Origin of the sequence: Lyngbya aestuarii BL J, from assembly GCF_000478195.2 — a bacterium.
Classification (GTDB): Bacteria; Cyanobacteriota; Cyanobacteriia; order Cyanobacteriales; family Microcoleaceae; genus Capilliphycus; species Capilliphycus aestuarii.
Genome location: NZ_AUZM01000037.1, coordinates 1 through 23085 on the forward strand (window position 1 = coordinate 1; position 23085 = coordinate 23085).

General features: G+C 42.9%; 23 protein-coding genes. 14 read left to right on the plus strand and 9 right to left on the minus strand.

The annotated features are described in order from the left end of the window. From M595_RS15800 to psbH, 5 genes are all read right to left on the minus strand, one after another. Positions 1–1013: tetratricopeptide repeat protein (locus M595_RS15800; RefSeq protein WP_023067351.1), on the minus strand; the 1013-nt coding region annotated here is incomplete at its 3' end. A gap of 389 nt (positions 1014–1402) precedes the next feature. After that, the gene (locus tag M595_RS15805) at positions 1403–1669 is read right to left on the minus strand and encodes a DUF3146 family protein (protein ID WP_023067379.1); all 267 of its coding nucleotides are present in this window, start codon (positions 1667–1669) and stop codon (positions 1403–1405) included. Positions 1670–1686: 17 nt separating this feature from the next. Beyond that, complete coding sequence (gene pth / locus M595_RS15810; protein ID WP_023067397.1) at positions 1687–2319, minus strand: aminoacyl-tRNA hydrolase; 633 nt, start codon at positions 2317–2319, stop codon at positions 1687–1689. 138 nt (positions 2320–2457) lie between these two features. Then, positions 2458–2715, minus strand: a complete 258-nt coding sequence (locus M595_RS15815) for a TatA/E family twin arginine-targeting protein translocase (protein ID WP_023067361.1) — start codon at positions 2713–2715, stop codon at positions 2458–2460. 155 nt (positions 2716–2870) lie between these two features. Further along, on the minus strand, positions 2871–3074 hold the full coding sequence (gene psbH, locus M595_RS15820; RefSeq protein ID WP_009782658.1) for a photosystem II reaction center phosphoprotein PsbH: 204 nt from the start codon (positions 3072–3074) through the stop codon (positions 2871–2873). A gap of 85 nt (positions 3075–3159) precedes the next feature. Between psbH and psbN the strand changes: the two genes are divergently transcribed. The 3 genes from psbN (at position 3160) to M595_RS15835 (ending at position 5566) form a co-directional block, all read left to right on the plus strand. Continuing rightward, positions 3160–3291 (plus strand): photosystem II reaction center protein PsbN, encoded by a 132-nt coding sequence (gene psbN, locus M595_RS15825; RefSeq protein WP_009782659.1) that lies wholly within the window; start codon positions 3160–3162, stop codon positions 3289–3291. A 258-nt stretch (positions 3292–3549) separates the two neighbouring features. Then, a complete protein-coding gene (aroC, locus tag M595_RS15830) occupies positions 3550–4650 on the plus strand; it encodes a chorismate synthase (protein ID WP_023067359.1) in 1101 nt (366 codons plus the stop codon). A 4-nt stretch (positions 4651–4654) separates the two neighbouring features. Continuing rightward, positions 4655–5566 carry an MBL fold metallo-hydrolase gene (locus M595_RS15835; protein ID WP_023067366.1) on the plus strand — a complete coding sequence of 304 codons (912 nt, stop codon included), beginning with the start codon at positions 4655–4657 and terminating at the stop codon, positions 5564–5566. Between the two features lie 28 nt (positions 5567–5594). Here M595_RS15835 and M595_RS15840 read toward each other — a convergent pair whose 3' ends face one another. After that, on the minus strand, positions 5595–6824 hold the full coding sequence (locus M595_RS15840; RefSeq protein WP_023067400.1) for a clostridial hydrophobic W family protein: 1230 nt from the start codon (positions 6822–6824) through the stop codon (positions 5595–5597). Between the two features lie 205 nt (positions 6825–7029). Here M595_RS15840 and M595_RS15845 point away from each other — a divergent pair, with 205 nt between their 5' ends. Continuing rightward, positions 7030–7263, plus strand: coding sequence for a hypothetical protein (locus M595_RS15845; protein WP_023067372.1), 234 nt, complete (start codon positions 7030–7032; stop codon positions 7261–7263). Positions 7264–7470: 207 nt separating this feature from the next. Here the strand turns inward: M595_RS15845 and M595_RS15850 are convergent, their stop codons facing one another. Beyond that, positions 7471–7692 (minus strand): hypothetical protein, encoded by a 222-nt coding sequence (locus M595_RS15850; protein WP_023067377.1) that lies wholly within the window; start codon positions 7690–7692, stop codon positions 7471–7473. A 128-nt stretch (positions 7693–7820) separates the two neighbouring features. Next, entirely contained in the window at positions 7821–8426 is a 606-nt protein-coding gene (locus M595_RS15855) for a superoxide dismutase (RefSeq protein ID WP_023067347.1), read from the minus strand. Between the two features lie 504 nt (positions 8427–8930). Here M595_RS15855 and M595_RS15860 point away from each other — a divergent pair. Together M595_RS15860 and M595_RS15865 are read left to right on the plus strand one after the other, a co-directional pair. Then, on the plus strand, positions 8931–11120 hold the full coding sequence (locus M595_RS15860; RefSeq protein ID WP_023067391.1) for a hybrid sensor histidine kinase/response regulator: 2190 nt from the start codon (positions 8931–8933) through the stop codon (positions 11118–11120). 243 nt (positions 11121–11363) lie between these two features. Continuing rightward, a complete protein-coding gene (locus M595_RS15865; protein ID WP_023067373.1) occupies positions 11364–12731 on the plus strand; it encodes a response regulator in 1368 nt (455 codons plus the stop codon). Positions 12732–12775: 44 nt separating this feature from the next. Here M595_RS15865 and M595_RS15870 read toward each other — a convergent pair whose 3' ends face one another. Further along, positions 12776–12982, minus strand: coding sequence for a hypothetical protein (locus M595_RS15870; protein WP_023067350.1), 207 nt, complete (start codon positions 12980–12982; stop codon positions 12776–12778). 377 nt (positions 12983–13359) lie between these two features. On the opposite strand from M595_RS15870, the gene M595_RS15875 reads away from it, so the two are divergent. The 8 genes from M595_RS15875 to M595_RS15910 all read left to right on the plus strand — a co-directional run bounded on the left by M595_RS15875 (position 13360) and on the right by M595_RS15910 (position 23079). Further along, entirely contained in the window at positions 13360–15885 is a 2526-nt protein-coding gene (locus M595_RS15875; protein ID WP_023067356.1) for a dynamin family protein, read from the plus strand. Positions 15886–16329: 444 nt separating this feature from the next. Then, positions 16330–16722, plus strand: coding sequence for a KGK domain-containing protein (locus M595_RS15880; RefSeq protein ID WP_023067380.1), 393 nt, complete (start codon positions 16330–16332; stop codon positions 16720–16722). A 64-nt stretch (positions 16723–16786) separates the two neighbouring features. Next, a complete protein-coding gene (locus M595_RS15885; RefSeq protein WP_023067375.1) occupies positions 16787–17035 on the plus strand; it encodes an HNH endonuclease in 249 nt (82 codons plus the stop codon). A gap of 84 nt (positions 17036–17119) precedes the next feature. Next, on the plus strand, positions 17120–17332 hold the full coding sequence (locus tag M595_RS15890; protein WP_023067406.1) for a hypothetical protein: 213 nt from the start codon (positions 17120–17122) through the stop codon (positions 17330–17332). 59 nt (positions 17333–17391) lie between these two features. Next, positions 17392–17649 carry a hypothetical protein gene (locus M595_RS15895; RefSeq protein WP_023067357.1) on the plus strand — a complete coding sequence of 86 codons (258 nt, stop codon included), beginning with the start codon at positions 17392–17394 and terminating at the stop codon, positions 17647–17649. Between the two features lie 281 nt (positions 17650–17930). After that, positions 17931–19520 carry a glucose-6-phosphate isomerase gene (locus M595_RS15900; RefSeq protein ID WP_023067352.1) on the plus strand — a complete coding sequence of 530 codons (1590 nt, stop codon included), beginning with the start codon at positions 17931–17933 and terminating at the stop codon, positions 19518–19520. 217 nt (positions 19521–19737) lie between these two features. Then, on the plus strand, positions 19738–20385 hold the full coding sequence (locus M595_RS15905; RefSeq protein WP_023067398.1) for a response regulator transcription factor: 648 nt from the start codon (positions 19738–19740) through the stop codon (positions 20383–20385). Between the two features lie 168 nt (positions 20386–20553). Further along, positions 20554–23079 (plus strand): sigma 54-interacting transcriptional regulator, encoded by a 2526-nt coding sequence (locus M595_RS15910; RefSeq protein WP_023067353.1) that lies wholly within the window; start codon positions 20554–20556, stop codon positions 23077–23079. Positions 23080–23085 lie beyond the last annotated feature (6 nt).

The window sequence follows — 23085 nt, forward strand, 5'->3', positions numbered from 1 at the left end:
TTTTCTCCCAGGGCTTTCTCCCAAATAGCTAAGGAACGTTTGTAGAGGGGTTCGGCTTCATCGTAGCGTCCTTGGGAACGGTAGAGTGATGCCAAGTTGTTGAGACTGGTGGCAACACGAGGATGGTTTTCTCCCAGGGCTTTCTCCCAAATAGCTAAGGAACGTTTGTAGAGGGGTTCGGCTTCATCGTAGCGTCCTTGGGAACGGTAGAGTGATGCCAAGTTGTTGAGACTGGTGGCAACACGAGGATGGTTTTCTCCTAAAGCTTTCTCCCAGATAGCTAAGGAACGTTGGTAGAGGGGTTCGGCTTCATCAAAGCGTCCTTGGTCACTGTAGAGTGCTGCCAAACCGTTGAGGCTGGTGGCGACCGAGGGATGGTTTTCTCCCAAAGCGTTCTCACGGATAGCTAAGGAACGTTGGTAAAGGGGTTCGGCTTCACTGTAGCGTCCTTGGTCACTGTAGAGTGCTGCCAAGTTGTTGAGGCTGGTGGCGACCGAGGGATGGTTTTCTCCCAAAGCGTTCTCACGGATAGCTAAGGAACGTTGGTGGAGGGGTTCGGCTTCATCGTAGCGTCCTTGGGAATGGTAGAGATATGCCAAGTTGTTGAGGCTGGTGGCGACAAGGGGATGTTCAGTCGATAGCGCTTTTTCATAGATAGCTAAGGAACGTTGGTAGAGGGGTTCGGCCTCACTGTATCTTCCTTGTTCTTTGTATAGTAATGCCAAGTTGTTGAGGCTGGTAGCTACATCGGGATGGTTTTCTCCTAAAATTCTCTCTCGTATTTCTAGAACCCTTTCTGCTATGGGTATTGCTTCGTTATATTTGCCTTGTTGATACAGTTGAATAACTTGTTGTTGGAGTCGTTCAGCTTCTTCGAGTTCATCGGACTGTTGAACCAACAACATAGGAGAATTTGTCTGTCCGCTAACGGGTTGAGGTGTTCCCGTTAACAGTCCAGAACATCCAACGAAAACCGTTAGCCAGAGGAAGGGGTTGAGGGGAGTTCGCTTCATCGGGTAGATAGTCACGCCAAGTTCATTATCACTTATGTCTGAGGGGTGTTGAGTTATGCAGTTTGACCCCCCTCGGTTCCCCCTGAAAGGACCGAAGAAAGTTAACCCCCCTCGCGATTAATAAATAGTCCCCGACGGGACACAATTTCCCTCTCGACTAATTAATAGTCCCGCGAGGGACACAATTTCCCTCTCCTCGTAGGAGAGGGTTAGGGAGAGGTAGGAGAGGGTTAGGGAGAGGTTCTTCTCAGTTTTGACCCCCCTCAGTCTCCCCTAAAAGCAGGGAAGAAAATTGAATTTCCGTTGCTAGAGTTAAATCAGGATGTTGAACAATTGGCTGCACAGTTCTTATACTTACAAATATTGTCGTAGATTTCGGATTTTTACCCCTAAAATTTTGCCCGAATCGTAAACGAATAATCCCCTCCCGGTTCGAGTTTATAATCGGATTTTTCCAGAAAACGACCTAGAGGTTCGTGAATTAAAGCACGACCTTGAGAGGGTTGAATAATCAGAGTTTTATTTCGTCTAAACCGCCATTGAAATCGCCACTCAAATTCTCCTGCACTAACTTCTCCTTCTAAAATGCCTTGGGGCCACGATTGGCTTGTTACCCGAACATAGGCAGTCGTTTCTGGTAAACTTCTAGAACTCACTGGTGTTTATTTGGCGTTTATTCGGCAATACTGCGACTATTGTAAAGGCTCATGGATTTTTCTACGCCCTGCTTAAGACTTAATTCCACAGCCTCTACGACCAGTTTAAGCACTTTTTCCATTGCCTGAGTTTCAGAAGGGGAAAATTTTCCTAAAACATGAGAGATGGTTTCACCCGTTTGACTGGATGCAGGGTCTTTCGGTTTACCAATCCCAATTCGCAAACGGGGAAAGTTTTGAGTTCCAAGATGGGAAATGGTTGATTTCATCCCGTTATGACCCCCCGCAGAACCCGACAGTCGCAACCGCAACCGCCCGAGGGGTAAATCCATGTCATCATAAACCACTAATACCGATTCCGGGGGAATTTTGTACCAATTAACAACCGCTTGAATTGCTTGTCCAGAACGGTTCATATAGGTTAGGGGTTTGAGGAGTCTGATTTTATCGCGTCCTCGACTGATTCCTTCTCCAAATCGTCCTTGAAATTTGCGATTTTCAGAGAGAGAAATTTGCCAATTCTCCGCTAACATATCAATCGCAGCAAAACCAATATTATGTCGGGTTCGATCATATTTAGGTTCAGGATTTCCCAAACCGACAATTAATTGGGGAATAATTAAGGCTTGAGATGAAGTGGCCTCCGTCATGGTTGATTCTGGGTTGAAAGTGCTGTTGCGACGATGTTAATGGTTTTGAATACTAAAAATTAAAACAGGGAGAAACGGTGATTGTTCTCCCTCAATTTCCGATGATATTCGCTCTCAATATTAATCTCAACATTTTGATTAAGCATCAACCGCTTCATCAGTTGAAGCCACGGTCATCGTTTTTTCGGGTTGAGATTTGCTCGTTTTTGTTGCTTCTTCTAGTTGTTTGGCTTCTCGTTTGAATTCATTTTCAAATTCTTTAGAAGCCTCTTGAAATCCTCGAATTGCCTTTCCCATACTGCGACCAATCTCGGGTAGCTTTTTCGGGCCAAAAATTAACAACGCGAGAACGAGTATTACAGCCATTTCTGGCAAACCAATCCCAAAGATATTCACTATCTGATCTCCTAGATATTGACTAAAATTTTTTAGAGTTAGGCATAGGTGAGGGAATTTCAGCATTAGAGCTGTTCACCTTGAAAACTGGGCTGATTCAAGATCATCACAGCCATTGAGCAACTCTCCCCAAGGTTCCTACGCCCAACACAACCTTAGCGACTCAGGTTCGCCCAATCTACATCCACACTCTCGAGCAGCAGTGAGGAGTTATAAATCTGTAAAATGATTAACAGAAAGACAAAAAACAGCGCCATGAAAACACCCATCAGAGGCGTTGTACCCCAACCCGGAGCGACTTTACCGTATTCAGAGTTCAAGGGACGTAAGATGTCACCTAACCAAGTTCGTTGTGCCATAAGTTACCTGCTGATCTAATATCGACAACAAATTTTAATGTTTCGTAATATTATATAAGGATGAGTGTCAGATTAGAATAATCCTATGGAACCTGCAATAGCTCTTAACATTTCGATCGCGGCGGTCGTCGTCGTCATTACAGCTTATGCCGTCTACACGGCTTTCGGGCCTCCGGCCAAGGAATTAAGTGATCCCTTTGAAGATCATGAAGATTAACAGTTTGTAGATTCACTGTTGCAATCGTTTAGATGGAGTTGGAGCAAAGTCAGGTCGCCCAACTGGCAACCCGGATCAACTCCAATCTGTCTATTTGGTATTGAGGTGAGACTTCCATCAAATATAGGATAAACAATCAGACCCAACTCTATATGGGGATCTCAGGATAAAAATGGTAGCTCAGGCTGATGTCAAGAATCCAAGATTTGCTAGAATCGATGGGGGGAAAAGTTATCAAGCACGATCATCTCTTAAACCATGGGTAATAGTTTTGGGCATTTATTTCGGGTCACTACTTTCGGTGAATCTCACGGCGGTGGAGTTGGTGTGGTGATCGATGGATGCCCGCCTAAATTAAACATCGATGTATCTGAAATACAAGCAGAGTTAGATCGGCGGCGTCCCGGACAAAGTAAAATTAGCACACCGCGAAAGGAAACCGACACCTGTGAGATTCTCAGTGGTGTATTTGAGGGAAAAACCTTGGGAACGCCCATCGCAATGTTAGTGCGAAATAAGGATACTCGCCCTCAAGACTATAGTGAAATGGCGACCACCTATCGTCCCTCTCACGCAGATGCCACCTATGATGCCAAGTATGGACTTCGTAACTGGCAGGGGGGAGGCCGATCCTCAGCCCGAGAAACCATTGGGCGAGTGGCAGCAGGAGCGATCGCCAAAAAGATTTTAAAACAAGTCGTCGGCATCGAAATAGTCGGTTACGTCAAACGAATCAAAGATCTAGAAGGAATTGTCGATCCTGAGACGGTGAACTTAGAACAAGTCGAAAGCAACATTGTTCGCTGTCCAGATCATGAGTGCGCCCCAAAAATGATTGAACTGATTGAACAAATACGCAATCAGGGAGATTCCATTGGAGGTGTAGTCGAATGTGTAGCGAGAAATGTGCCAAAAGGACTAGGTTCTCCTGTATTTGATAAACTAGAAGCAGATCTCGCCAAAGGGGTAATGTCTTTACCTGCAAGTAAAGGATTTGAAATCGGTTCTGGTTTTGCAGGAACCCTTTTGAGCGGGAGTGAACACAACGACGAGTATTACACAGACGAACAGGGAACGATCCGCACCGTGAGCAATCGCTCGGGTGGCATTCAAGGGGGCATCTCAAACGGAGAGAATATTATCTTACGGGTTGCTTTTAAGCCAACGGCTACAATTCGCAAAGAGCAGCGAACAGTGACTCGTGAGGGAGAAGAAACAATGTTGGCAGCCAAGGGAAGACACGATCCCTGCGTCCTGCCGAGAGCTGTCCCGATGGTAGAAGCAATGGTTGCGCTTGTGATGTGCGATCATTTGTTACGTCATCAGGGCCAATGTGGAACTTTAAAGCCTGAAGATTAACGACATGGAAACCGCGACCACGCCTGCTATGGTAACTTCTCTCGATAGCCCAAACCCCTCAATCTCCTCTTTTAACCCAAATGATTTTGTGGTTCAGTTCTGGGGAGTACGAGGTAGTATTCCCACGCCGGGAAAAAGCACCATTCGCTATGGGGGAAATACCTCCTGTTTAGAGATGCGGGTAGCTGGTAAACGGCTAATCTTTGACGGCGGTACAGGCTTGCGAATGTTAGGCGATGCCATGATGGCAGAAATGCCGATTGAAGCCTATATGTTTTTTACCCACTACCATTGGGATCATATCCAAGGTTTTCCCTTATTTACCCCGGCTTTTCTCCCGGGTAATCGTTTTCATATTTATGGATCGATTCCTCCAGAGGGGGAGTCAATGAAAAAGCATTTTATTGAACGAGTTTTACACCCCAATTCTTCGGTTCCCCTCAAAGGATTACAAGCCGATTTGAGATTTCATGAACTCAAAGCCGGAGATTCAATGATGCTCGATGACATCAAAATTGAAACCGGACAACTCAATCATCCCAATACCGCCATGGGATATCGGATCACTTGGAATGGTCGAAGCGTGGTGTACTGTTCTGATACCGAACATTTACCGGATGGCTTAGACGAAAACGTATTGAACCTTTCCCAAGATGCAGATGTTCTGATCTACGATGCCATGTACACCGATGAAGAATATCACAGCCCCAAATCTCCGAAGGTGGGTTGGGGACATTCAACCTGGCAGGAAGCCGTCAAAATGGCACAAGCCGCAGGGGTGAAGCGAGTCGTGATTTTTCACCACGATCCCACCCACAGCGATGACTTTTTGGATCAGATAGAACAAGAGGTGCAAGCGGTCTTTCCCAAAGCGATTATGGCACGAGAAGGTTTAGTTGTACCCATTGGGGTTTAACCAACAATTGATCCAGTGTATAGATTGATCAGGCTTTGGATTGTATCCAAACTTGCAGTCCCTCAACCCGCAATCCCTTACCCCGAGTTCCACAAAATTGTCCGTTAGAACAAACGGGAACATCACCAATATTCTGGACATGAGCGGTATAACAAATCTCATAGTTGGAAGCTTGTGGCCCGGTGAGTTCAATCGCAAATCCTTCAATTTGTCTGCCTTTACCCGGTTCACCAACAAGCTGTCCTTCAGAAATCATCGGAGTATTTCCAACTTCAGAGATGTGCGCCATATAGCGTAAACTCAAACCGGGAACGGGAGGAACAATACTGATTTGAAACGCTTCTAAAGGAAGACCCTGGCCGCGAGTTCCAGCATATTCTTGAGCAGCATATTCGCGATCGCCAAGTCTGTGAATTGAAACTCCCACCTTTAACCCCACAGGAGCAAGTCTAGTGGCTTTTGCCGAGGTTGATTTTCCAGAAATCGGAGCATTCCCAAAAACGATATGGGTTCCATCAATAGTCGGTGGCGTTTTGGGAACTTCCATACTCGGAACAATAATCACCTCTTGAGGAGTCATAGAAGTCGGTTCACCCAAAATGACAATATCAGGATTAGCCGCAGGGGGAACAGAAGAAGTCAACTCACTAGAGGAGATAGAGCGAATAATTTTTCCACGAGAAATCGCCACAGCGAGAGATTTGCCAAAACTCGCCGAAACTTTTTCTTCGAGAACAACCCACTGTTGATCGTCTAAACTCTCACCCGTCTCAACCAAAGTCAGCAAAGCAGACAACGGATGAACTCCAGCAACAAGCGCTTCGACTTCTGGAGAAAACTCAGTTGTGGAATGGGTAATTTGAGTTCGCAGTTGAGTTGCACTGTGTTTAGCACTGTCTAAAGATTCAAAAGCACCTTGATCTTTGTGAGTTAAACTCAAAACTTGCTCCAGTACACTTAAGGCTTTTTGGCGTCGGTTTGGGGAGTCATTGGGTTGTATTTGCTGATGCAGTCGCTTCTCTAAGTCTGATAGAGACATCTCGACTTGAGAAGCTGATTCCCCTTCTGTCATCACCTCTTGTTGCAAGTGGTTAAAGTCTCGATTGTACCTGACCAACTCCTCTAGTAATGTTTCTGATAGAGGTGTACCCGCTTGCTGAAGTTTTTGAGCGGCTTGTAAAAGATGAGAGCCTAAGCTTCCATGACATTTGGACAGAGAGGAGAGTTGTTGCTGCCAAGTTTGGGGTGTAGATTTCATAGGTATTTACTTCAGTTGCTTTCCAATCTGAGTTTGTGATCACAATCACAAGATTTTATCGAACAAATAAGCAGTCAAATCTGCATAAAGTTCCAAAGTCGTTCCTAATGACATCATAGGTGCCGATGTTTTCATCTCATAGACTCTTAGAGAGAAAAGTTCGGAGACTTAGATTAATCAAGTGATTGTGCGTGAGGAAAATCCTATGACTTGTATTCATGAAGTTGTTAACCAAGCTCTAGCCACAGGGTTTTTGAGTCTTGAAGCCGAAGAGCGACTCCGGCAATTGTTACAGACGACTCAGTATGGAGTTGATGAGATGAATGCTTTTGTCAACTTGCAGCTTGCAGCGATGGCCGGAAAAATTAGACAAGAATCTCGGGAACGACTCCAACAACAACGGGAGTCTGAATGTGCTTTATCTTGTTCTGCCAGATGAATCTATACTGCCAGTCGTCTATGGGATTTGAAGACTGGAAATGACACTGGGGTTCAGCCCCGCCCAAAAAGCTTAACTCTCGATGCTCGGTTGACGAGTCGTCAGGGTTTGGAAATCCCGATTATCAAGAAGCGCGTGATGACTCAGAATTCGTAGACCAATCAATAAATCAATAATTTTTAGAAGTTATTCAAGTCCATAGAGTATTTATCCTCGATCAGTCCCAAAAACTTCCGCTTCAATACCTATCCACCATTCCCCCAAATTCATCAAGTCTTGCTGAATCTCTGCTAATTCTTGTAAGTATGCTTGGGAACTAAGCTGAGAACGACGTTCCTGAAGTTTTTGCAATCGCAGTTGAACGAGTAACCAAGGTTTAGAAATCCCTCCAGTTGCTTCTATATACTTGGCTAAATTTTCACTATTCATATATTTGTTAAAAAGATTAAAGCTATGGAAAAAACAGCCACCCTGAATGCGTGACTGTTCTTTATTGGTTTAACTTAGATAATTTTGAGTTCAGCGAACGACTAGACTCAATCGCTGATTTTCATTTTTTATTGAGCCGCCGCTAAGTTTTCAGCGACAAAATCCCAGTTCACCAGTTTACCGAGGAAGTTATCAATATAACCGGGGCGAGCATTCTGGAAGTCGAGATAGTAAGCGTGTTCCCAGACATCCATCGTCAGTAAAGGAGTTACTCCTTCAATGATGGGGTTAATCGCATTTAAAGTCTTTTTAACTTTGAGTGTGCCATTTTCTAGGACTAACCAAGCCCAACCACTACCAAATTGGGTTGCTCCTGCATTTTTAAATTCTTCTGCAAACTTCTCATAACTGCCGAAGTCTGCATTGATTTTTTCGGCTAAAGCTCCACTTGGCTTTCCACCGCCACCGGGCTTCATACATTTCCAGAAGAAGCTGTGGTTCCAAACTTGAGCCGCATTATTGAAAATGCCGCTTTTGCTGGGATCATTGGCTGTTGCTTTAACGATTTCTTCGAGAGACTTATTGGCTAAGTCTGTTCCTTCAATCATTCCATTGAGCTTTTTAACGTAAGCGGCATGGTGTTTGCCATGATGAAATGAGAAGGTTTGCTTAGACATCCCAGAGGATTCTAAGGCATCTGCGGGATAAGGTAATTCTGGAAGTTCAAAAGCCATCGTGTTCAATCCTCTCCGAACGATTGTAGATTTAAGTTGACTTTGATACGCTATGAGCCTACCATCACTCGCACCTTCCCGACCGGGGTAGCAACGAGGTCTGTAATTTGATCTACATAAATCTTTACATTGATTTCATTTTATAACAAACCGGATCAAACCCAAAACTTTTCTGTTCAATCTGACAAACGGTAAGTATATTCACTCCCGCGTATCGGGTCCCGATCAACTCAATCTACTCAAACCTTAGCTATAATACCGAGTGAAATGGGAATAGTGCCTCTACCGTCAGATAGAAATAACAAGCTTGATTTTTTCAGCTTTGGTGACGACTCCCTGACAAGGGTGTTTTCGATCACTCTGGGGATCTGATCTCAATCATGCCCAAAGCATATTACATTTTGTAATAATAAGTAAAGAATTAAAAACTTTCTGAATCGATTGAACGTTTACGTTTAAATATTCAAACGAATCGTCATAATCACCAATAAGGAAAAAACTTGAATGAATTTGGAGCAATGGTGGGAGGAACAAGAACTTATCTTAAACCAAATCGACAATGCGATCGCCCTATTTGATCCAAACTCACATCTAATTTTATTCAACCTCAAACTCGCTCAAACCTGGGGCTTATCAAGCGAATTCTTAGCAAGTCAGCCCGATTGTGAAACGGTTTTTAGAGAAATCGTTAATCAAGGGTATTGGAGTGAAGAACAATGCCAACACTTAAAAGCTTGTTTACTCAAGTCTGAATCTCAAGGATCAGCTTTTTGCCTAGAACAAAACAATGGAGTTTGTTTAGAAGTTTACACCACAATCATGCCCAGTGGGGGATGCCTCTTTACCTTTCGAGAAGTCACCTACTACCGCAACTCTCAAGCCAGTTTTAACACTGAAGTTCGGCGGTTAAAATTCCTCCTGGGTTTAAACGAACGGTTGCAAGACTCCGATAACCTACGAGAGATTGCTCAGTATGCCCTCAATTATCTAGTGCGGGTGATGAATGCGGCTTTTGGGGATGTCAAAGTGGTTACAGGAGAAGGTAAGCAACGCCAAGCTGGTGCAATCAGTAACAATATCTCCAGTCAATTTGTTGCCAGCTACGGAGAACCTGTGATCGCTGAAATGCAACAATTATTGGAGAAAGGCATTCCCTACGGTCAAGGCTTACTCTGGGAAGTTGTCGAAACAGGTCAAGCCGTCTATGTCGAAGACTACGCCAACCATCCCCAAGCTGTAGAGGGATTTCGTCATCCGGGAATTGGTCAGTTAGGAATTTTTCCCATTCCAGCCACAAACGGGGAAATCATTGGGGTATTAACCCTCGAATCTCGCAACCTCGAACAACTGCAAGCCTATCCTCAACGGGATATGTTGTATGCGGCTTGTCGTACCCTCGGTACCGCCATCGAACGCGCTCAAGCCCAAGAGCGTCTGCGGCAAATTAACGAAGATTTAGAACGGGCGTCTCAGATGAAATCGGAGTTTTTGGCTTCCATGTCCCACGAACTGCGAACACCCCTCAATAGCATTTTAGGCTTTTCCGACCTGCTCAAACGTCAAATTTCCGGTGAACTCAATCACCGCCAAATCAATCATGTGAAATTAATCGAAAAAAGCGGTCAACACTTATTACAACTAATCAACGATATTCTAGATTTATCTAAAATCGAAGCGGGCAAAACAGATCTCAATATCCAAGCCGTTGAGATTCACCGCCTTTGTAACGAGTGTCTAAAAATGATCCAACCTCGGGCAGATAAAAAACGACTTGCTCTATCGTTAGAATTAGATTACCCACTTAACCAGGTAGCACTTGATGAGCGTCGAGTCCGACAAATCATCATTAATTTACTGTCCAACGCGGTCAAGTTTACACCGGAGGCTGGCATCATTAAGCTGAGTGGACGCTTGGCTTATGGATCTCAGATAGAGGGAGATTATCGTCCGGATTGTTCTCCGGTGAATGCCAGTACACCTTACTTATGTCTGGAAGTGCAGGATTCAGGAATTGGGATTCCAGAAGATCGTTGGCATCTGCTGTTTCGTCCCTTTCAACAGGTGGACGCTTCTCTAACACGACGACATGAGGGGACAGGTTTAGGTTTGGCTTTAACAAAACGTTTGGCTGAACTTCATGGGGGTACTGTTTCTTTGCAGTCGGAAGTGAATCAAGGAAGTCGGTTTCGCGTTTGGCTTCCGTTGACAGAGATGCGAGAGACATTAGCCGATAGCCAAAATCTGCTTGATTCCACTTTGGAAATCCCATCTAACTTGGTATCTCCTAGTTTAACCTCAAAGACTCGTAATGCTCCTCGAATTCTAGTTGTCGAAGACCAACCTTTTAACCAATTGTTGGTTTCGGAGATCTTGGAGTTAGAAGGATATCAAGTTGAACTGATCTGTGAAGGTCAAACGATGATGGACATGATTAACTCACCCTTTGTACGAGCGAGTATGTTGCCAGATATGATCTTAATGGATATTCAACTTCCAGAAGTTGATGGGTTTGAACTAATGCGTCAACTCAAAAAACATTCGGTTTGGCAGTCTGTTCCAGTAGTGGCTGTGACTGCAATGGCGATGGCTGGAGATCGTGATCGCTGTCTGGCGGCGGGTGCGGTGGCTTATCTGAGTAAACCTTTGGATGTGGATCAAGTATTAACAACGGTTAAGTCTTTACTGCCAAGCTAAAGAAGCAGATTATCAAACAATTGAGATTTTTAGAAATATTTCAGGGGCATTCAACACAACAACTGAATAGGCTTTAGTCTACTTCAATTTAGTCTCAAGAATAATATAGATGATTTTTGCCTGTCAAGACTAAAGTTCAAGAGAAAGGATATTTAGGGAAACACTGACTCAATTTCATCTAATTTCATCTAATTTCATCTAACAGTCTTGCGTCCTTGCTCTGTCTGATTACTTACTAACCCCATGTCAGATCGCTTACCCCAAATTTTAATTGTTGATGATGAACCTGCAAACCTGATTTTATTAGAAGAACTGTTAAGAGCAGAGGGCTATGAAATTATCTTAGCTGCATCGGGAATAGAGGCATTACAACTGGCAAAAACGACATCGCCAGATTTGGTTTTGTTGGATGTAATGATGCCTGATATGGATGGGTTTGAAGTTTGTGATAGTCTAAGAAAAGATGAGCAGTTGAAAGTTACACCTGTGATTTTTCTGACTGCATTAGATGATGAACAGTCCCAAATTAAAGGACTGGAATTAATGGGGGATGATTATATTACAAAACCATTTAATAGTCGTTTACTGGTAGCCAAAGTATCGAGTCTATTGCAACTCAATCAAATGCGAACCCAAACGACACCAGTTGATAGCCAGAGGATTTCAGATGATCGTAAGAATGGTTCAGTTGCAGTACAGGTAGAGGAAGATGCTTCAGAAAAATTACGGTTATTTGTTCCTGAACAGTTTCTAGAACGGATTGCGCCTCAAGGTGTTAACTCGATAAAACTAGGTAACTTTACTGAAGAAGAATTAACGATTTTATTCTGCGATATTCGGGGATTTACAACGATTGCTGAGTCTCAAACCGCGAGCGAAACTTATCAGTGGTTAAATGTATTTTTTAATCAAATGAGTGTTTGTATTGACTCTAACTATGGCTTTATTGATAAGTATCTCGGAGATGCGATTATGGCTGTTTTTGATCGAGAACAGTTTCATCAGGAAGACGCACTCAATGCAGCAATTATTATGCAAAAAAGCCTAGAAAAATTCAATGAAGAACGCGATCAATTTCAAATTCAAGATCCTTTAAGAATTGGTATTGGAATTCATACCGGAATAGGAATGATCGGTACATTAGGTTCAGAAAGCCGGATGGACTCTACTGTTATCGGTGATGTGGTGAATACTGCTTCTCGCTTAGAAGGCTTAACTAAAACCTATGGTTGTAAAATAATAGTCAGTCAAGAAACGATGTGTTATGAAGAACAACCTTTAGAAATAACTTCATTAAGTGATGCAAAATTAGCACATCAATCTCAAACCAAATCGAGTTCATTTTATTATCGATGGTTAGATAAAGTTGCTCCTCGTGGAAAGCAAAAAGCGATTAAAATCTATGAACTCTTTGGAAATCAAAGTCATCTGATTGATTCAGATAAAACCCAAACCTTAACTCTATTTGAAAATGGAGTAGCAGCTTGGCAAATGGGAGAATTAACCCAAGCTTTATTATGCTTTAAGCAGGTGATCGAACAAGATCCCACTGATATTGTCGCAGAACTCTATATTCAACGGTGTCAAGAGCAACTCAAAGTTGATAGTTAACTGTGTTCACTTCAGTGGGAATCAACGAGAACAAGAACTCAGTGTTAAGTTCCCCAAGAGTCGATAATACCCTGTAAAGATTCTCCAGTTTTTTGCCAATTCTTGGCTAAATCTGTGCTGCGATCTTTTTTGAGAAATTCGGCTTCTTTGTGACAATGAGAAGCAAGTCCTTGAATCACGCTTTTAAGACCATGTTCTTCAATCAGTAGATTGAGAGAATGGGTTAACTTTTCGTCTTTGGGTTCAACCATAATTTGACAAGATTTTTAACTAAAAACAGTTGAGAACTGACATGATTCATTGTACCAAAAGAAGTTCAATAATTTAGGAATGGGGAGCAGGAAAGTGTGTTCGCGTAGCCTGTCGTTAGGCGTAGCATCTCACTCCCTGGTGAGGAAAATCAGTGGCATCAGGAAAATGAGCCAGCATTTTGATTATACGAGTGACGAGTGACTGTTGACGGTATGAGAATCTCCGAGTGCGTAAAATCTCGCACATTATAACTTTTCTTGAGTGTTTAGTGATACATCAGAAAACCCGGAAAACCCCGTTTTCAGAATGCTTAGACTCGGATAACAATGTTAGATAGATTACTTTTATCGGCAAACCTGAATAGGAGCTTGTGATCATGAACCAGGGTATACCACAGTGTCAAAATTTGCAAGAACAAGTTGAAAGTCTACTGGGACTGCTACACAGTGAACCAACACTGCGACAACAGGATGTGAGTGGGGTTCGCGCCGCCCTCGATAAGGTGATTTCTCCGACGTTTGAAATTGTCTTTGCGGGGGCTTTCAGTGCGGGGAAGTCGATGTTAATTAACGCATTGTTGGGGCGAAAACTCCTCTACAGCGCCGAAGGACACGCCACCGGAACCGAATGTTATATCCGCTATGCCGAACAAAATCAAGAACGAGTTGTATTAACATTTTTGAGTGAAGTTGAAATTCGCGAACAGGTAAAAACGTTGTGCGAACTGTTAAATTTACCTCTGGTTGGGAATATTAATCAGCCGGAAACCGTTCAATATTTACAACGGAAAGCCCAAGAGATTTTAGAGATTGAAGGGGGCGAAGCCCATTCGGAACGAGCTAAACAAGCGAAAGCATTGGAGTTGTTATTAGAAGGATTTGAAGCCAACCGCGATCGCATTCAAACCCTGAATAATGCAACTTATTCAATGGAGCATTTTCACGCATCAAATATTGAAGAAGCGGCGCATTTTGCACGGCGGAGTAAAAATAGTGCAGTGATCAAACGAATTGAATATTATTGCAATCATTCCTTGCTGAAAGATGGTAACGTTATTATTGACACGCCGGGAATTGATGCACCTGTAAAAAAAGATGCTCAAATTGCTTACGATAAAATCGAAAATCCTGATACTTCTGCGGTTGTATTTGTGCTGCGAACCGCTTTAACCGGAGAATTAGCAACAGAAGAAACCGAACTTCTGGAAAAAATGAAAGGAAATTCTGCAATTCGCGATCGCGTGTTTCATGTGTTTAACTATATCGATGCAACTTGGTATAATCATGAGTTACGTTCTCGGTTAGATTATCACATCAACACTCAATTTCGGAACGAAAAACGAATTTATAAAACGAGTGGGTTACTCGGGTTTTATAGCAAGTTAGTTGAACAGCAAACCTATCAATCCGATCGCTGGGGAATAGATTCGATTTTTGCTGATAGCGTCCGAAGCGATAATGGGGTTGAAAATACACCCCAGTTTGTTAATGAATTTAACCGTTACTGTTTAGTTTCGGGTCGTTTACCTTCCAGCCAGTTCCGAATTCCCCCAGAAGTTCCAATTCCGGGTCCCCCCAACGAACAATATACCGCAATTCTCAATGGTTTGGGAAATTCAGTTCTCGAACATCTCATTCAAGATAGCGGTGTTGAAGAATTTCGGAATGCAATGACCCGCTATTTAATGGAAGAAAAACGCCCACAGTTGTTTGAAGTGTTGGCGAAAGATTTACAGCCATTTTGTATTAGTTTGCGGGAATCTTATCTAAAAGCTTGGTGGGATTTAGAGAGTCAACCTCGCGAGGTAAACGCCCTCAAAGAATATCAATTACGACAGCTAAATACCGAACTCAAACAAATAGGAGATGATTTTTGTAAACACATCGAAAAAGAGTTAAATTTGGTCGTTGCCAGTGATGAAAATTTAGCTTTTGAGAAGGATTTTAAAAAGCTTCAGCACCGAATGATTAGTCGCTTGGATGTGTTGATTAAATCCTTTTCTGTTGGGGAAACTCATAAACGCGCCCAAGCCAGTCATAAACGCAATGCTGTAGTCCCCATTATGGGGATTTTAGCGGAGGCTTTCTATTACTTAGCGAATGAGTTGGAAGCGGTTTTAGTCGAGGCGTCTAAGGAGTTGATGGATAACTTCTTTTATCAACTTTATGAACGGGTTCGTCAAGCGGATTATTACAGCAAATTGTATCGTTTATTGGGGAATGATAACGGGGTTGAACAGAATTTAGAACGTTGGTGTGAACGGGCGAAAGCGGCGTTAGTAAATGAGTCTAAAACCGAATGCGATCGCTATATTCGAGAACGTCCTGAATTTTATTCAGAAGGTACGGTTTCGGTGTTTCAATTGCGTCAAGTTTTGCAAGAAGCTTGTCGGGGTTATGACTATGAAAGTATGGTGAAAGCTGAACCTGCTATTCGTCAATTGTTGAAGATTGATTTTGAGCCAAAACTTAAGGAAACGATTCTCAGAACTTATCGCCCAACGGTGAATAAAACTCTGATTCATCATTTGTTAGAACCGTCTCACACCCTGGCTAATTATATTTTACAACAGCATGAGAAAGCTTGCGAACATTTGGCAAAAACGTTGGATAAAGAAGCCTCCGCACAATTGGAAGCCAATGAGAAACAAAAGGTAGAATTGAAGGAAAAAATTGAGGCGTATAATCAAGCGGTGAAGGGAATTAATCAGTGTTTGGAAATGATGAAATTAGATCGCCAAACTTTACCGGAAATTTCGGAGATGGATTTATTTACTTTACCCGTTGTTATTGAGGTTAATCCTGCTGATAGTTTACAACAAAAGTTCGCGGATATTTCTGAGTCTGAGAATGGATTTGTTTCTTCAGATAATGGATTGATTTCGATGGATTTTTCTAACTAAATTACCTCTCCCTAACCCTCTCCTACGAGATGAAAAACCTCTCCCCCAACCCCTCTCCTACGAGATGAAAAACCTCTCCCCCAACCCCTCTCCTACGAGATGAAAAACCTCTCCCCCAACCCCTCTCCTACGAGATGAAAAACCTCTCCCCCAACCCCTCTCCTACGAGATGAAAAACCTCTCCCCCAACCCCTCTCCTACGAGGAGAGGGGAGTAATAAAAGAGGTAATTAATCGCCTCGTAATACCTTCTAAATCCCCCCTTTTTAAGGGGGGCGAGGGGGGATCTTTAGGAGGTTGGTGGGGGTAAACTTAATCAATAGCCTCCTCCTTTTAGGGGGAGGTTGGTGGGGGTAAATTTAATCAATAGCCTCCTCCTTTTAGGGGGAGGTTGGTGGGGGTCAGATCGTGATATATAATGTAAAAAAACAGGAGATTGAGTTCAATGGAAGATAATATTACTCTGCAAAACTGTAGTGAGAACGATGTTTTTTCCTTTCAGGAGGAAACTCATAAAGTTAACAGTTTTAAGAAAAAAATTATCACAGTTTTAACGAGACAGGTTTCTAATCAGTTTGTTGCCTGTTTAGTAAATACAGGAGTTAAAAAGGCTGAAATAAAACATTCTGATGATCTTAAATATGCGAATGGAGAATGGTTTCATAATGGTAAAGAGTGTGAAATCTTAAAACTCGGTTCAACGGGATGGCAAAAAGGGAAAGTGAGGTTGAAAGTTATTCTTGAGTTTTGTCCTGATGAACCCGAACTTTCCGAACCCGAGTCACCGTTAGATAGTTTGCGTCAGCAGTTAATTGAAAGTCAAACGCCGGATAATTAATTCGATGAAAAGTAGGGGCGTATGGCATATGCCCCCAGGCATTTGTATTTTAGGAAAATAAAAAATGAACGAAAAAACGCCGAGAATTATTATTCCGCCCGAAGTCAGAAAATATGTGTTTGAACGGGATAATTATTGTTGTAAAAGTTGTAAAAAAACGAATTTAGAAGCAGAATTAACGATTGATCATATTATTCCCTTAGCCAAAGGCGGAAGTAATGATATTAGCAATTTACAAACCCTTTGTCGAAGTTGTAACCTCAAAAAGAGACATTATCTAGATCCTCGGTTCCAGCGTCGTTATACAGACTAACCGCAATCGAGAGGAAATTGTGCGATATTGAAGTGAGTAAAGTTATCTTGTACACTACTAAATCGCCGATTGAATGGAGAGAAAATGAAAATACGTCGCCAGCAATTACATAATTTAGTTGACCAAATGCCGAAAGATGAGTTAGAACGGGCTTGGGAACTCCTAACCACGTTATATTATGATGCTTATATGCTAAAAGCGATTCAATATGCTCAAAGAACCTTAAAACCGGGGGACTCTTTCACCACCGAGGAAGCAATGCGGGTGCTTTCTAATGATTATCTGATGAAACTTTAAGCAATAATATTATCAAATCAAACTTTAATCGATTTATTTGTACGATTGCTGAATTTTTTGTGAACCTTGACGTGCGTTATGCTCGCTCTTTCCTGAGAGACTTAATCAGTTTAGAACCCCTAGTTTATAAACGGGTGTATGATTTTGTCTTTGTTCAATTCCAGCAACTGGATAACTTATACAACTTACCCGAACTGCATTCGTTGGACTCCAGCCGGATTTTTTATCGCTTTACTCTTGATGATTATTTTATTGGTATTGAGGTGACGGGTCAAATTGTTAAGTTTATCCGAATTTTACCGAAACCTGAAATTTAATGGTGTTGTGAAGTCTTCAATTCATCCCTCTTTCCCGATGACTTGTTTTTCGGTCTAGGATCGATGTGAATAAGCGATAAAATCTTTAGATTTGGTAAATGAAACACCTTCCTCCTCCAATACTAATGCTAAATTAAGGGCTGTTGTGAGAGTAGGCTTGCTCTAGCTGACCACAACCTAACGTGATCTGGAAAAATTGGGCGCTCTGGTCCGGCTTTTCTGGTTAACGGCAGTTTGAGCGAATTCTGCATTAGCTTTTGTAATTAGCGGAAGACGATACTATGGATGCCTCAGCACTTTGGCAACGCTACCAAGATTGGTTATACTATCACGAAGGTTTGGGGTTATACCTCGATGTAAGTCGCGTGCGCTTCGATGATTCCTTCTGTACGTCGATGAAGCCGAAGTTTGACAAAGCGTTCAAAGACATGGAAGCCTTAGAAGGCGGAGCGATCATGAACCCGGATGAAAACCGGATGGTCGGTCATTACTGGTTAAGAGATCCCGAAATTGCTCCGACACCGGAAATTAAACAAGAAATTGTTAGTACCCTCGAAAAAATAGAAGCCTTTGCGAAAAAGGTTCACACCAGCCAGGTGAAACCCCCTGGTGCGCCCAAATTTACCGACTTACTCTCCATCGGTATTGGGGGTTCGGCACTTGGGCCGCAATTTGTGGCACAAGCCTTGACACCAGACTCTCCGCCCCTGAAAATTCATTTTATCGATAATACTGACCCCGATGGCATTGATCGAGTGTTGGGTGAGTTAAAAGATAGACTCAGTAGCACTTTAACTCTGGTGATTTCTAAGTCGGGCGGCACTCCCGAACCCAGTAACGGGATGAAAGAAGCCAAGCACGCCTACGAAACTCAAGGCTTAGATTTTAGCAAACACGCGATCGCAACAACTGGAGTCGGCAGCAAACTCGATCAACTCGCCAAGTCAGAAGGTTGGATCGATACCTTTCCGATGGCAGACTGGGTGGGGGGACGAACTTCGGAACTCTCCGCTGTTGGCCTGTTACCTGCGGCATTGCAAGGGATTGATGTTCGCGCCATGCTAGAAGGGGCAAAAGTCATGGATGGGGCAACCCGTAAACCCGACTGGAAAACGAACCCCTCGGCGTTACTGGCTCTGAGTTGGTACTATGTGGGCAACGGTAAGGGCGAAAAAGACATGGTTGTGCTGCCCTACAAAGACAGTTTGCAAGTGTTTAGCCGCTATCTGCAACAGTTGGTGATGGAGTCTTTGGGGAAAGAAAAAGACCTCGATGGCAATGTTGTTAACCAGGGGATCGCAGTTTATGGAAACAAGGGTTCGACCGATCAACACGCCTACGTCCAACAGTTGCGTGATGGAGTCCCGAACTTTTTTGCGACTTTTATTGAGGTGTTGCAAGATCGTCTTGGGCCGTCCCCGGAAGTGGAACCGAATGTCACCGCAGGCGATTATCTCTCGGGATTTTTGCAAGGAACTCGACAAGCGTTGTATGAAAATCAGCGGGATTCGATTACAATTACAATCCCAGAGGTAACCCCTCGCCATGTGGGTGCGCTGATTGCTTTGTATGAACGAGCGGTGAGTTTGTATGGGTTTTTGGTGAATATTAATGCTTATCATCAACCCGGAGTTGAAGCCGGAAAGAAAGCCGCAGCTACTGTCTTGAACTTGCAGCAAGACCTGTTGAAAGTGTTAAAAGCAGAACGCACTGCACTGTCTTTAGAGGCTTTGGTGAACAAAGCAGGTGCTTCTGAAAATGTGGAACAAGCCTACAAGATTCTGCGACATCTCGCCGCTAATGATCGCGGTGTTGTGTTACAAGGAAATCTGGCTCAACCTGCGAGTTTGACGATCAGCTACAGAGCTTAACTTCATTAAGCAAAAACAGAAAAAATGAGTGGGGATCAGGGTAATCAACTCCCTCACTCATTTCTAATATTGGATTTCACTCCAAGACAAGGTATAATTGATAAGCTTAACAAATGTAAGCGATAACGTTTGCTTGTTTGATTTGGTCAAAAAAGGCTAAATCCAAAACGATCAACGCTAAGTCATCTTTCCGGTTTAAATTTCCAGTCCCCGTCCTATGCCCCTAACGATATTGGTTGTAGATGACGACTTCGGGACTCGCCTCTCGATTAGTGATTATCTTGAAATTTCAGGTTACACTGTGATTTCTGCTGAGAATGGTCAGGAGGCTCTTGAGTTGGTAGATAAACACAAACCTCACCTGATCGTCACCGATATTACTATGCCTGAGATGGACGGCTATGATCTCGTTAAGCGTATCCGTTCTCGTCCAGCTTTTCGTCTGCTGCCTGTGATTTTTTTAACCGCTCACACCGCTATTCAATCCCGAATTCGGGGTTATCAATTGGGCTGCGATAATTACTTACCCAAACCTTTTGAATTGGATGAATTGGGGGTAGTCATTCGGGCTTTATTAGAGCGATCACAATTGATCGAGTCAGAGTTGCGAAGTCGAGTCAGTGAGTCTGTGGTCGTGATCAATGGAGCAACTTCTACTTTATCTCATGAGATTAATTTAACTGAGCGAGAACAACAAGTTTTGGATCTCTTAACAGAAGGACGCTCCAATGTACAAATTGGCGAAAAACTGCATTTAAGTCCAAGAACAATTGAAAAATATGTCAGTAGTTTATTGAGAAAAACAGAGAGTAATAACCGAGCAGAATTGGTTCGGTTTGCGATGACAAATCACTTGATTGATTAGAAATTTTAGTGGGTTAATTTAACGGCTCAAACTAAAAAAAATAGCCGCCAGTACAATTAAACCTAAAAGAGCTAAGGGAACCCAAAAACTAGAAAGTTCGATCATGGTTTTCGCAATCTGTCACTTCTCCTTTAAAATATAAAGCAAAGGTAAACGGGAGAACCAACGATGGATGTTCAAGAGTTGGTGACATGGCTACAAGAACGAAGTGCTTTGAGCTTGCTCAACCGAGAGATTCTGGAGGCGATCGCGAGCCGACTCGAACACCGCAGGGTAGAAGCCCAAAACATGATTGTCACAGAAGCAAAATCGCCAGAGGGACTCTACATTCTACGCTCAGGTCATCTCGAAGCCGAAAGCGATCAGTTGCGTTCCTATGGCTTATTACCCGGATCGGTGATCAATCTTCAAGAACTTTTGCTCAATAAACCTGTTCGACAAACCCTGGTCACTTTGAGTGAGTGTGAATTGTGGTTGATTAAAACAGAAGCATTTAATCAATTGGTGAGTCAATATCCTGAAATTTCTCAGGCGTTTTCTCAGCAATTAGTTGAGGAAGTCGAAGCATTATCTTCTCAACTGGTTTATGAACAGGAACGACTCCTGATTTTACAACCCTATTTAGTCCCGAAAGCAAGACGGGGAATTGTCGGAAGAAGTCGCTATGCGGTTCGACTGCGATCGCAAATTAAACAAGCTGCAAAAAACCGTCAGTCTGTGTTAGTTTTTGGTGAACCGGGACTGGAAAAAGATAATATTGCGGCGTTAATTCATTTTGGTTCATCGGAGCGACGTAAACCTCTAATTAAACTCGATTGTAGCACCTTACAAACAAGCGGTTCCGAATTATTGGGTCGAGTTGGCGGGAAACCTGGATTGATTGAAGCGTTGGGCGAAGGCACCTTAATTTTTAATAATGTCCATGATCTTCCTCCTGAACTTTTACCTGTAATTGTTAACCTGGTAAGAACCAAAACCTACAGTCCAGTTAGTCGTCCAGGAGAACCTGCTGCCCCGACTAAAACCTGTGAAGCTCAAATTATTATTGTCTCTGAAAAAGCCATCTCAGAACTCAATTCTATCGTCGATAATTTAATTAAAGTTCCCCCGTTGCGGGTGAGAAAAGCAGACTTAGAAGATTGGGTCAAATACTATATTAGTTTAATTTGTCGCTCTAAAGGTATTGAAAAAGCTCGGGTTACTCCCGAAGCCTTACGACGACTACAAGCCTATGATTTTCCTAATAATTTACGAGAACTTCGCAACTTAGTTGAACGGGCAATTATTCAACTCCAAGGCGGTTTAGAAATTACCGAAGAAATTATCTGGCCGTCGCAAACCAAGAAAAAACAATTTCGTCTGAATTTACTGAATACTTATCCCGGACTTCGCCATTTTCTTCGCAGTCCTTGGTGGCCGGATCGAATTAATTATGGTTTTACATTAACTGCATTTGCATTAATTATTGGAGTTTTATTTTTCGGCCCGCAAACCCGTTCAGAAAATTTTGCTTTAAATTTATTTTGGGCGTGGTGGTGGCCGATAGTTCTGATCGGATTTCCATTTTTAGGGCGAGTTTGGTGTGCGGTTTGTCCGTTTATGATCTATGGAGAAGTTACCCAAAAATTATCGCTGTGGTTGTTTCCCCGCAAACTTAAACGCTGGCCGAGAGAGATTGCTGAAGATTGGGGTGGATGGTTTTTGTTTGGATTATTTGCTTTAATTTTACTCTGGGAAGAACTCTGGGATTTAACGAATACAGCATATTTATCGGCTTGTTTACTGCTGTTAATTACGGCTGGAGCGATGATTTTCTCGGCTCTATTTGAACGGCGGTTTTGGTGTCGTTATCTCTGTCCGATAGGGGGAATGAATGGGATGTTTGCTAAACTTTCAATGACGGAATTGAGGGCGCAGCAAGGCACTTGTTCGGCAGAATGTACCACCTATCAATGTTACAAAGGAGGGCCAGAAAAAGGTGAAGGGATGGCTACCAATGGCTGTCCATTGTATTCTCATCCGGCTCAATTAGAAGATAACCGAGACTGTGTTTTGTGTATGACTTGTCTCAAGGCTTGTCCTCATCGTTCGGTAGAGTTTAATTTACGTCCACCGGGAATTGAATTGTGGACAACTCATGTTTCTCGCAGTTATGAGGTGGCTTTATTATTTTTGATGTTGGGAGCGGTTTTTTTACATCATCTTCCCGAGTTACAAACCCAGTTGAATTTACCTTGGAATTTACTTCAGCCTCAACCTCATTTATGGATATCGGTGGCGGCTTTGAGTTTACCAGTCTTTATACCGCTTTTAGCTCATCTTTTCATCCAAGGAATTCGTCAGGTTTTTCCGAATTTTAAATCTTGCTCGTTTGTGGAATTAGCTTATGGATATTTACCGCTGGTTTTAGCGGGGAATTTAGCCCATTATCTGCGGTTGGGGTTGTCTGAAGGGGGACGTATTCTTCCGGTGGCTTTGGCGACTTTCGGTTTAGATGGTGAGGGATTACCTGTATTAGTAGCTCATCCGGCTGTCATTGGTTTTTTACAGGGAACGGTCTTGATATTTGGTGAAATTACGGCGATTATTCTAACACAGAAAATTGCCCGTCAATCGTTTAAGTTTTTATTACCTCAGCATCTAGCGATTGGAATTTTAACGGTGTGTTTGTGGCAAGTTATTGTGGGTTATTAAGATGAA

Coding starts and splice junctions, on each gene's coding strand:
- pth (WP_023067397.1), bottom strand. CDS start 2,319: ATGACGGAGGCCACTTCATCTCAAGCCTTAATTATTCCCCAATTAATT.
- psbH (WP_009782658.1), bottom strand. CDS start 3,074: ATGGCACAACGAACTTGGTTAGGTGACATCTTACGTCCCTTGAACTCT.
- psbN (WP_009782659.1), top strand. CDS start 3,160: ATGGAACCTGCAATAGCTCTTAACATTTCGATCGCGGCGGTCGTCGTC.
- aroC (WP_023067359.1), top strand. CDS start 3,550: ATGGGTAATAGTTTTGGGCATTTATTTCGGGTCACTACTTTCGGTGAA.
- M595_RS15835 (WP_023067366.1), top strand. CDS start 4,655: ATGGAAACCGCGACCACGCCTGCTATGGTAACTTCTCTCGATAGCCCA.
- M595_RS15840 (WP_023067400.1), bottom strand. CDS start 6,824: ATGAAATCTACACCCCAAACTTGGCAGCAACAACTCTCCTCTCTGTCC.
- M595_RS15845 (WP_023067372.1), top strand. CDS start 7,030: ATGACTTGTATTCATGAAGTTGTTAACCAAGCTCTAGCCACAGGGTTT.
- M595_RS15850 (WP_023067377.1), bottom strand. CDS start 7,692: ATGAATAGTGAAAATTTAGCCAAGTATATAGAAGCAACTGGAGGGATT.
- M595_RS15855 (WP_023067347.1), bottom strand. CDS start 8,426: ATGGCTTTTGAACTTCCAGAATTACCTTATCCCGCAGATGCCTTAGAA.
- M595_RS15860 (WP_023067391.1), top strand. CDS start 8,931: ATGAATTTGGAGCAATGGTGGGAGGAACAAGAACTTATCTTAAACCAA.
- M595_RS15865 (WP_023067373.1), top strand. CDS start 11,364: ATGTCAGATCGCTTACCCCAAATTTTAATTGTTGATGATGAACCTGCA.
- M595_RS15870 (WP_023067350.1), bottom strand. CDS start 12,982: ATGGTTGAACCCAAAGACGAAAAGTTAACCCATTCTCTCAATCTACTG.
- M595_RS15875 (WP_023067356.1), top strand. CDS start 13,360: ATGAACCAGGGTATACCACAGTGTCAAAATTTGCAAGAACAAGTTGAA.
- M595_RS15880 (WP_023067380.1), top strand. CDS start 16,330: ATGGAAGATAATATTACTCTGCAAAACTGTAGTGAGAACGATGTTTTT.
- M595_RS15885 (WP_023067375.1), top strand. CDS start 16,787: ATGAACGAAAAAACGCCGAGAATTATTATTCCGCCCGAAGTCAGAAAA.
- M595_RS15890 (WP_023067406.1), top strand. CDS start 17,120: ATGAAAATACGTCGCCAGCAATTACATAATTTAGTTGACCAAATGCCG.
- M595_RS15900 (WP_023067352.1), top strand. CDS start 17,931: ATGGATGCCTCAGCACTTTGGCAACGCTACCAAGATTGGTTATACTAT.
- M595_RS15905 (WP_023067398.1), top strand. CDS start 19,738: ATGCCCCTAACGATATTGGTTGTAGATGACGACTTCGGGACTCGCCTC.
- M595_RS15910 (WP_023067353.1), top strand. CDS start 20,554: ATGGATGTTCAAGAGTTGGTGACATGGCTACAAGAACGAAGTGCTTTG.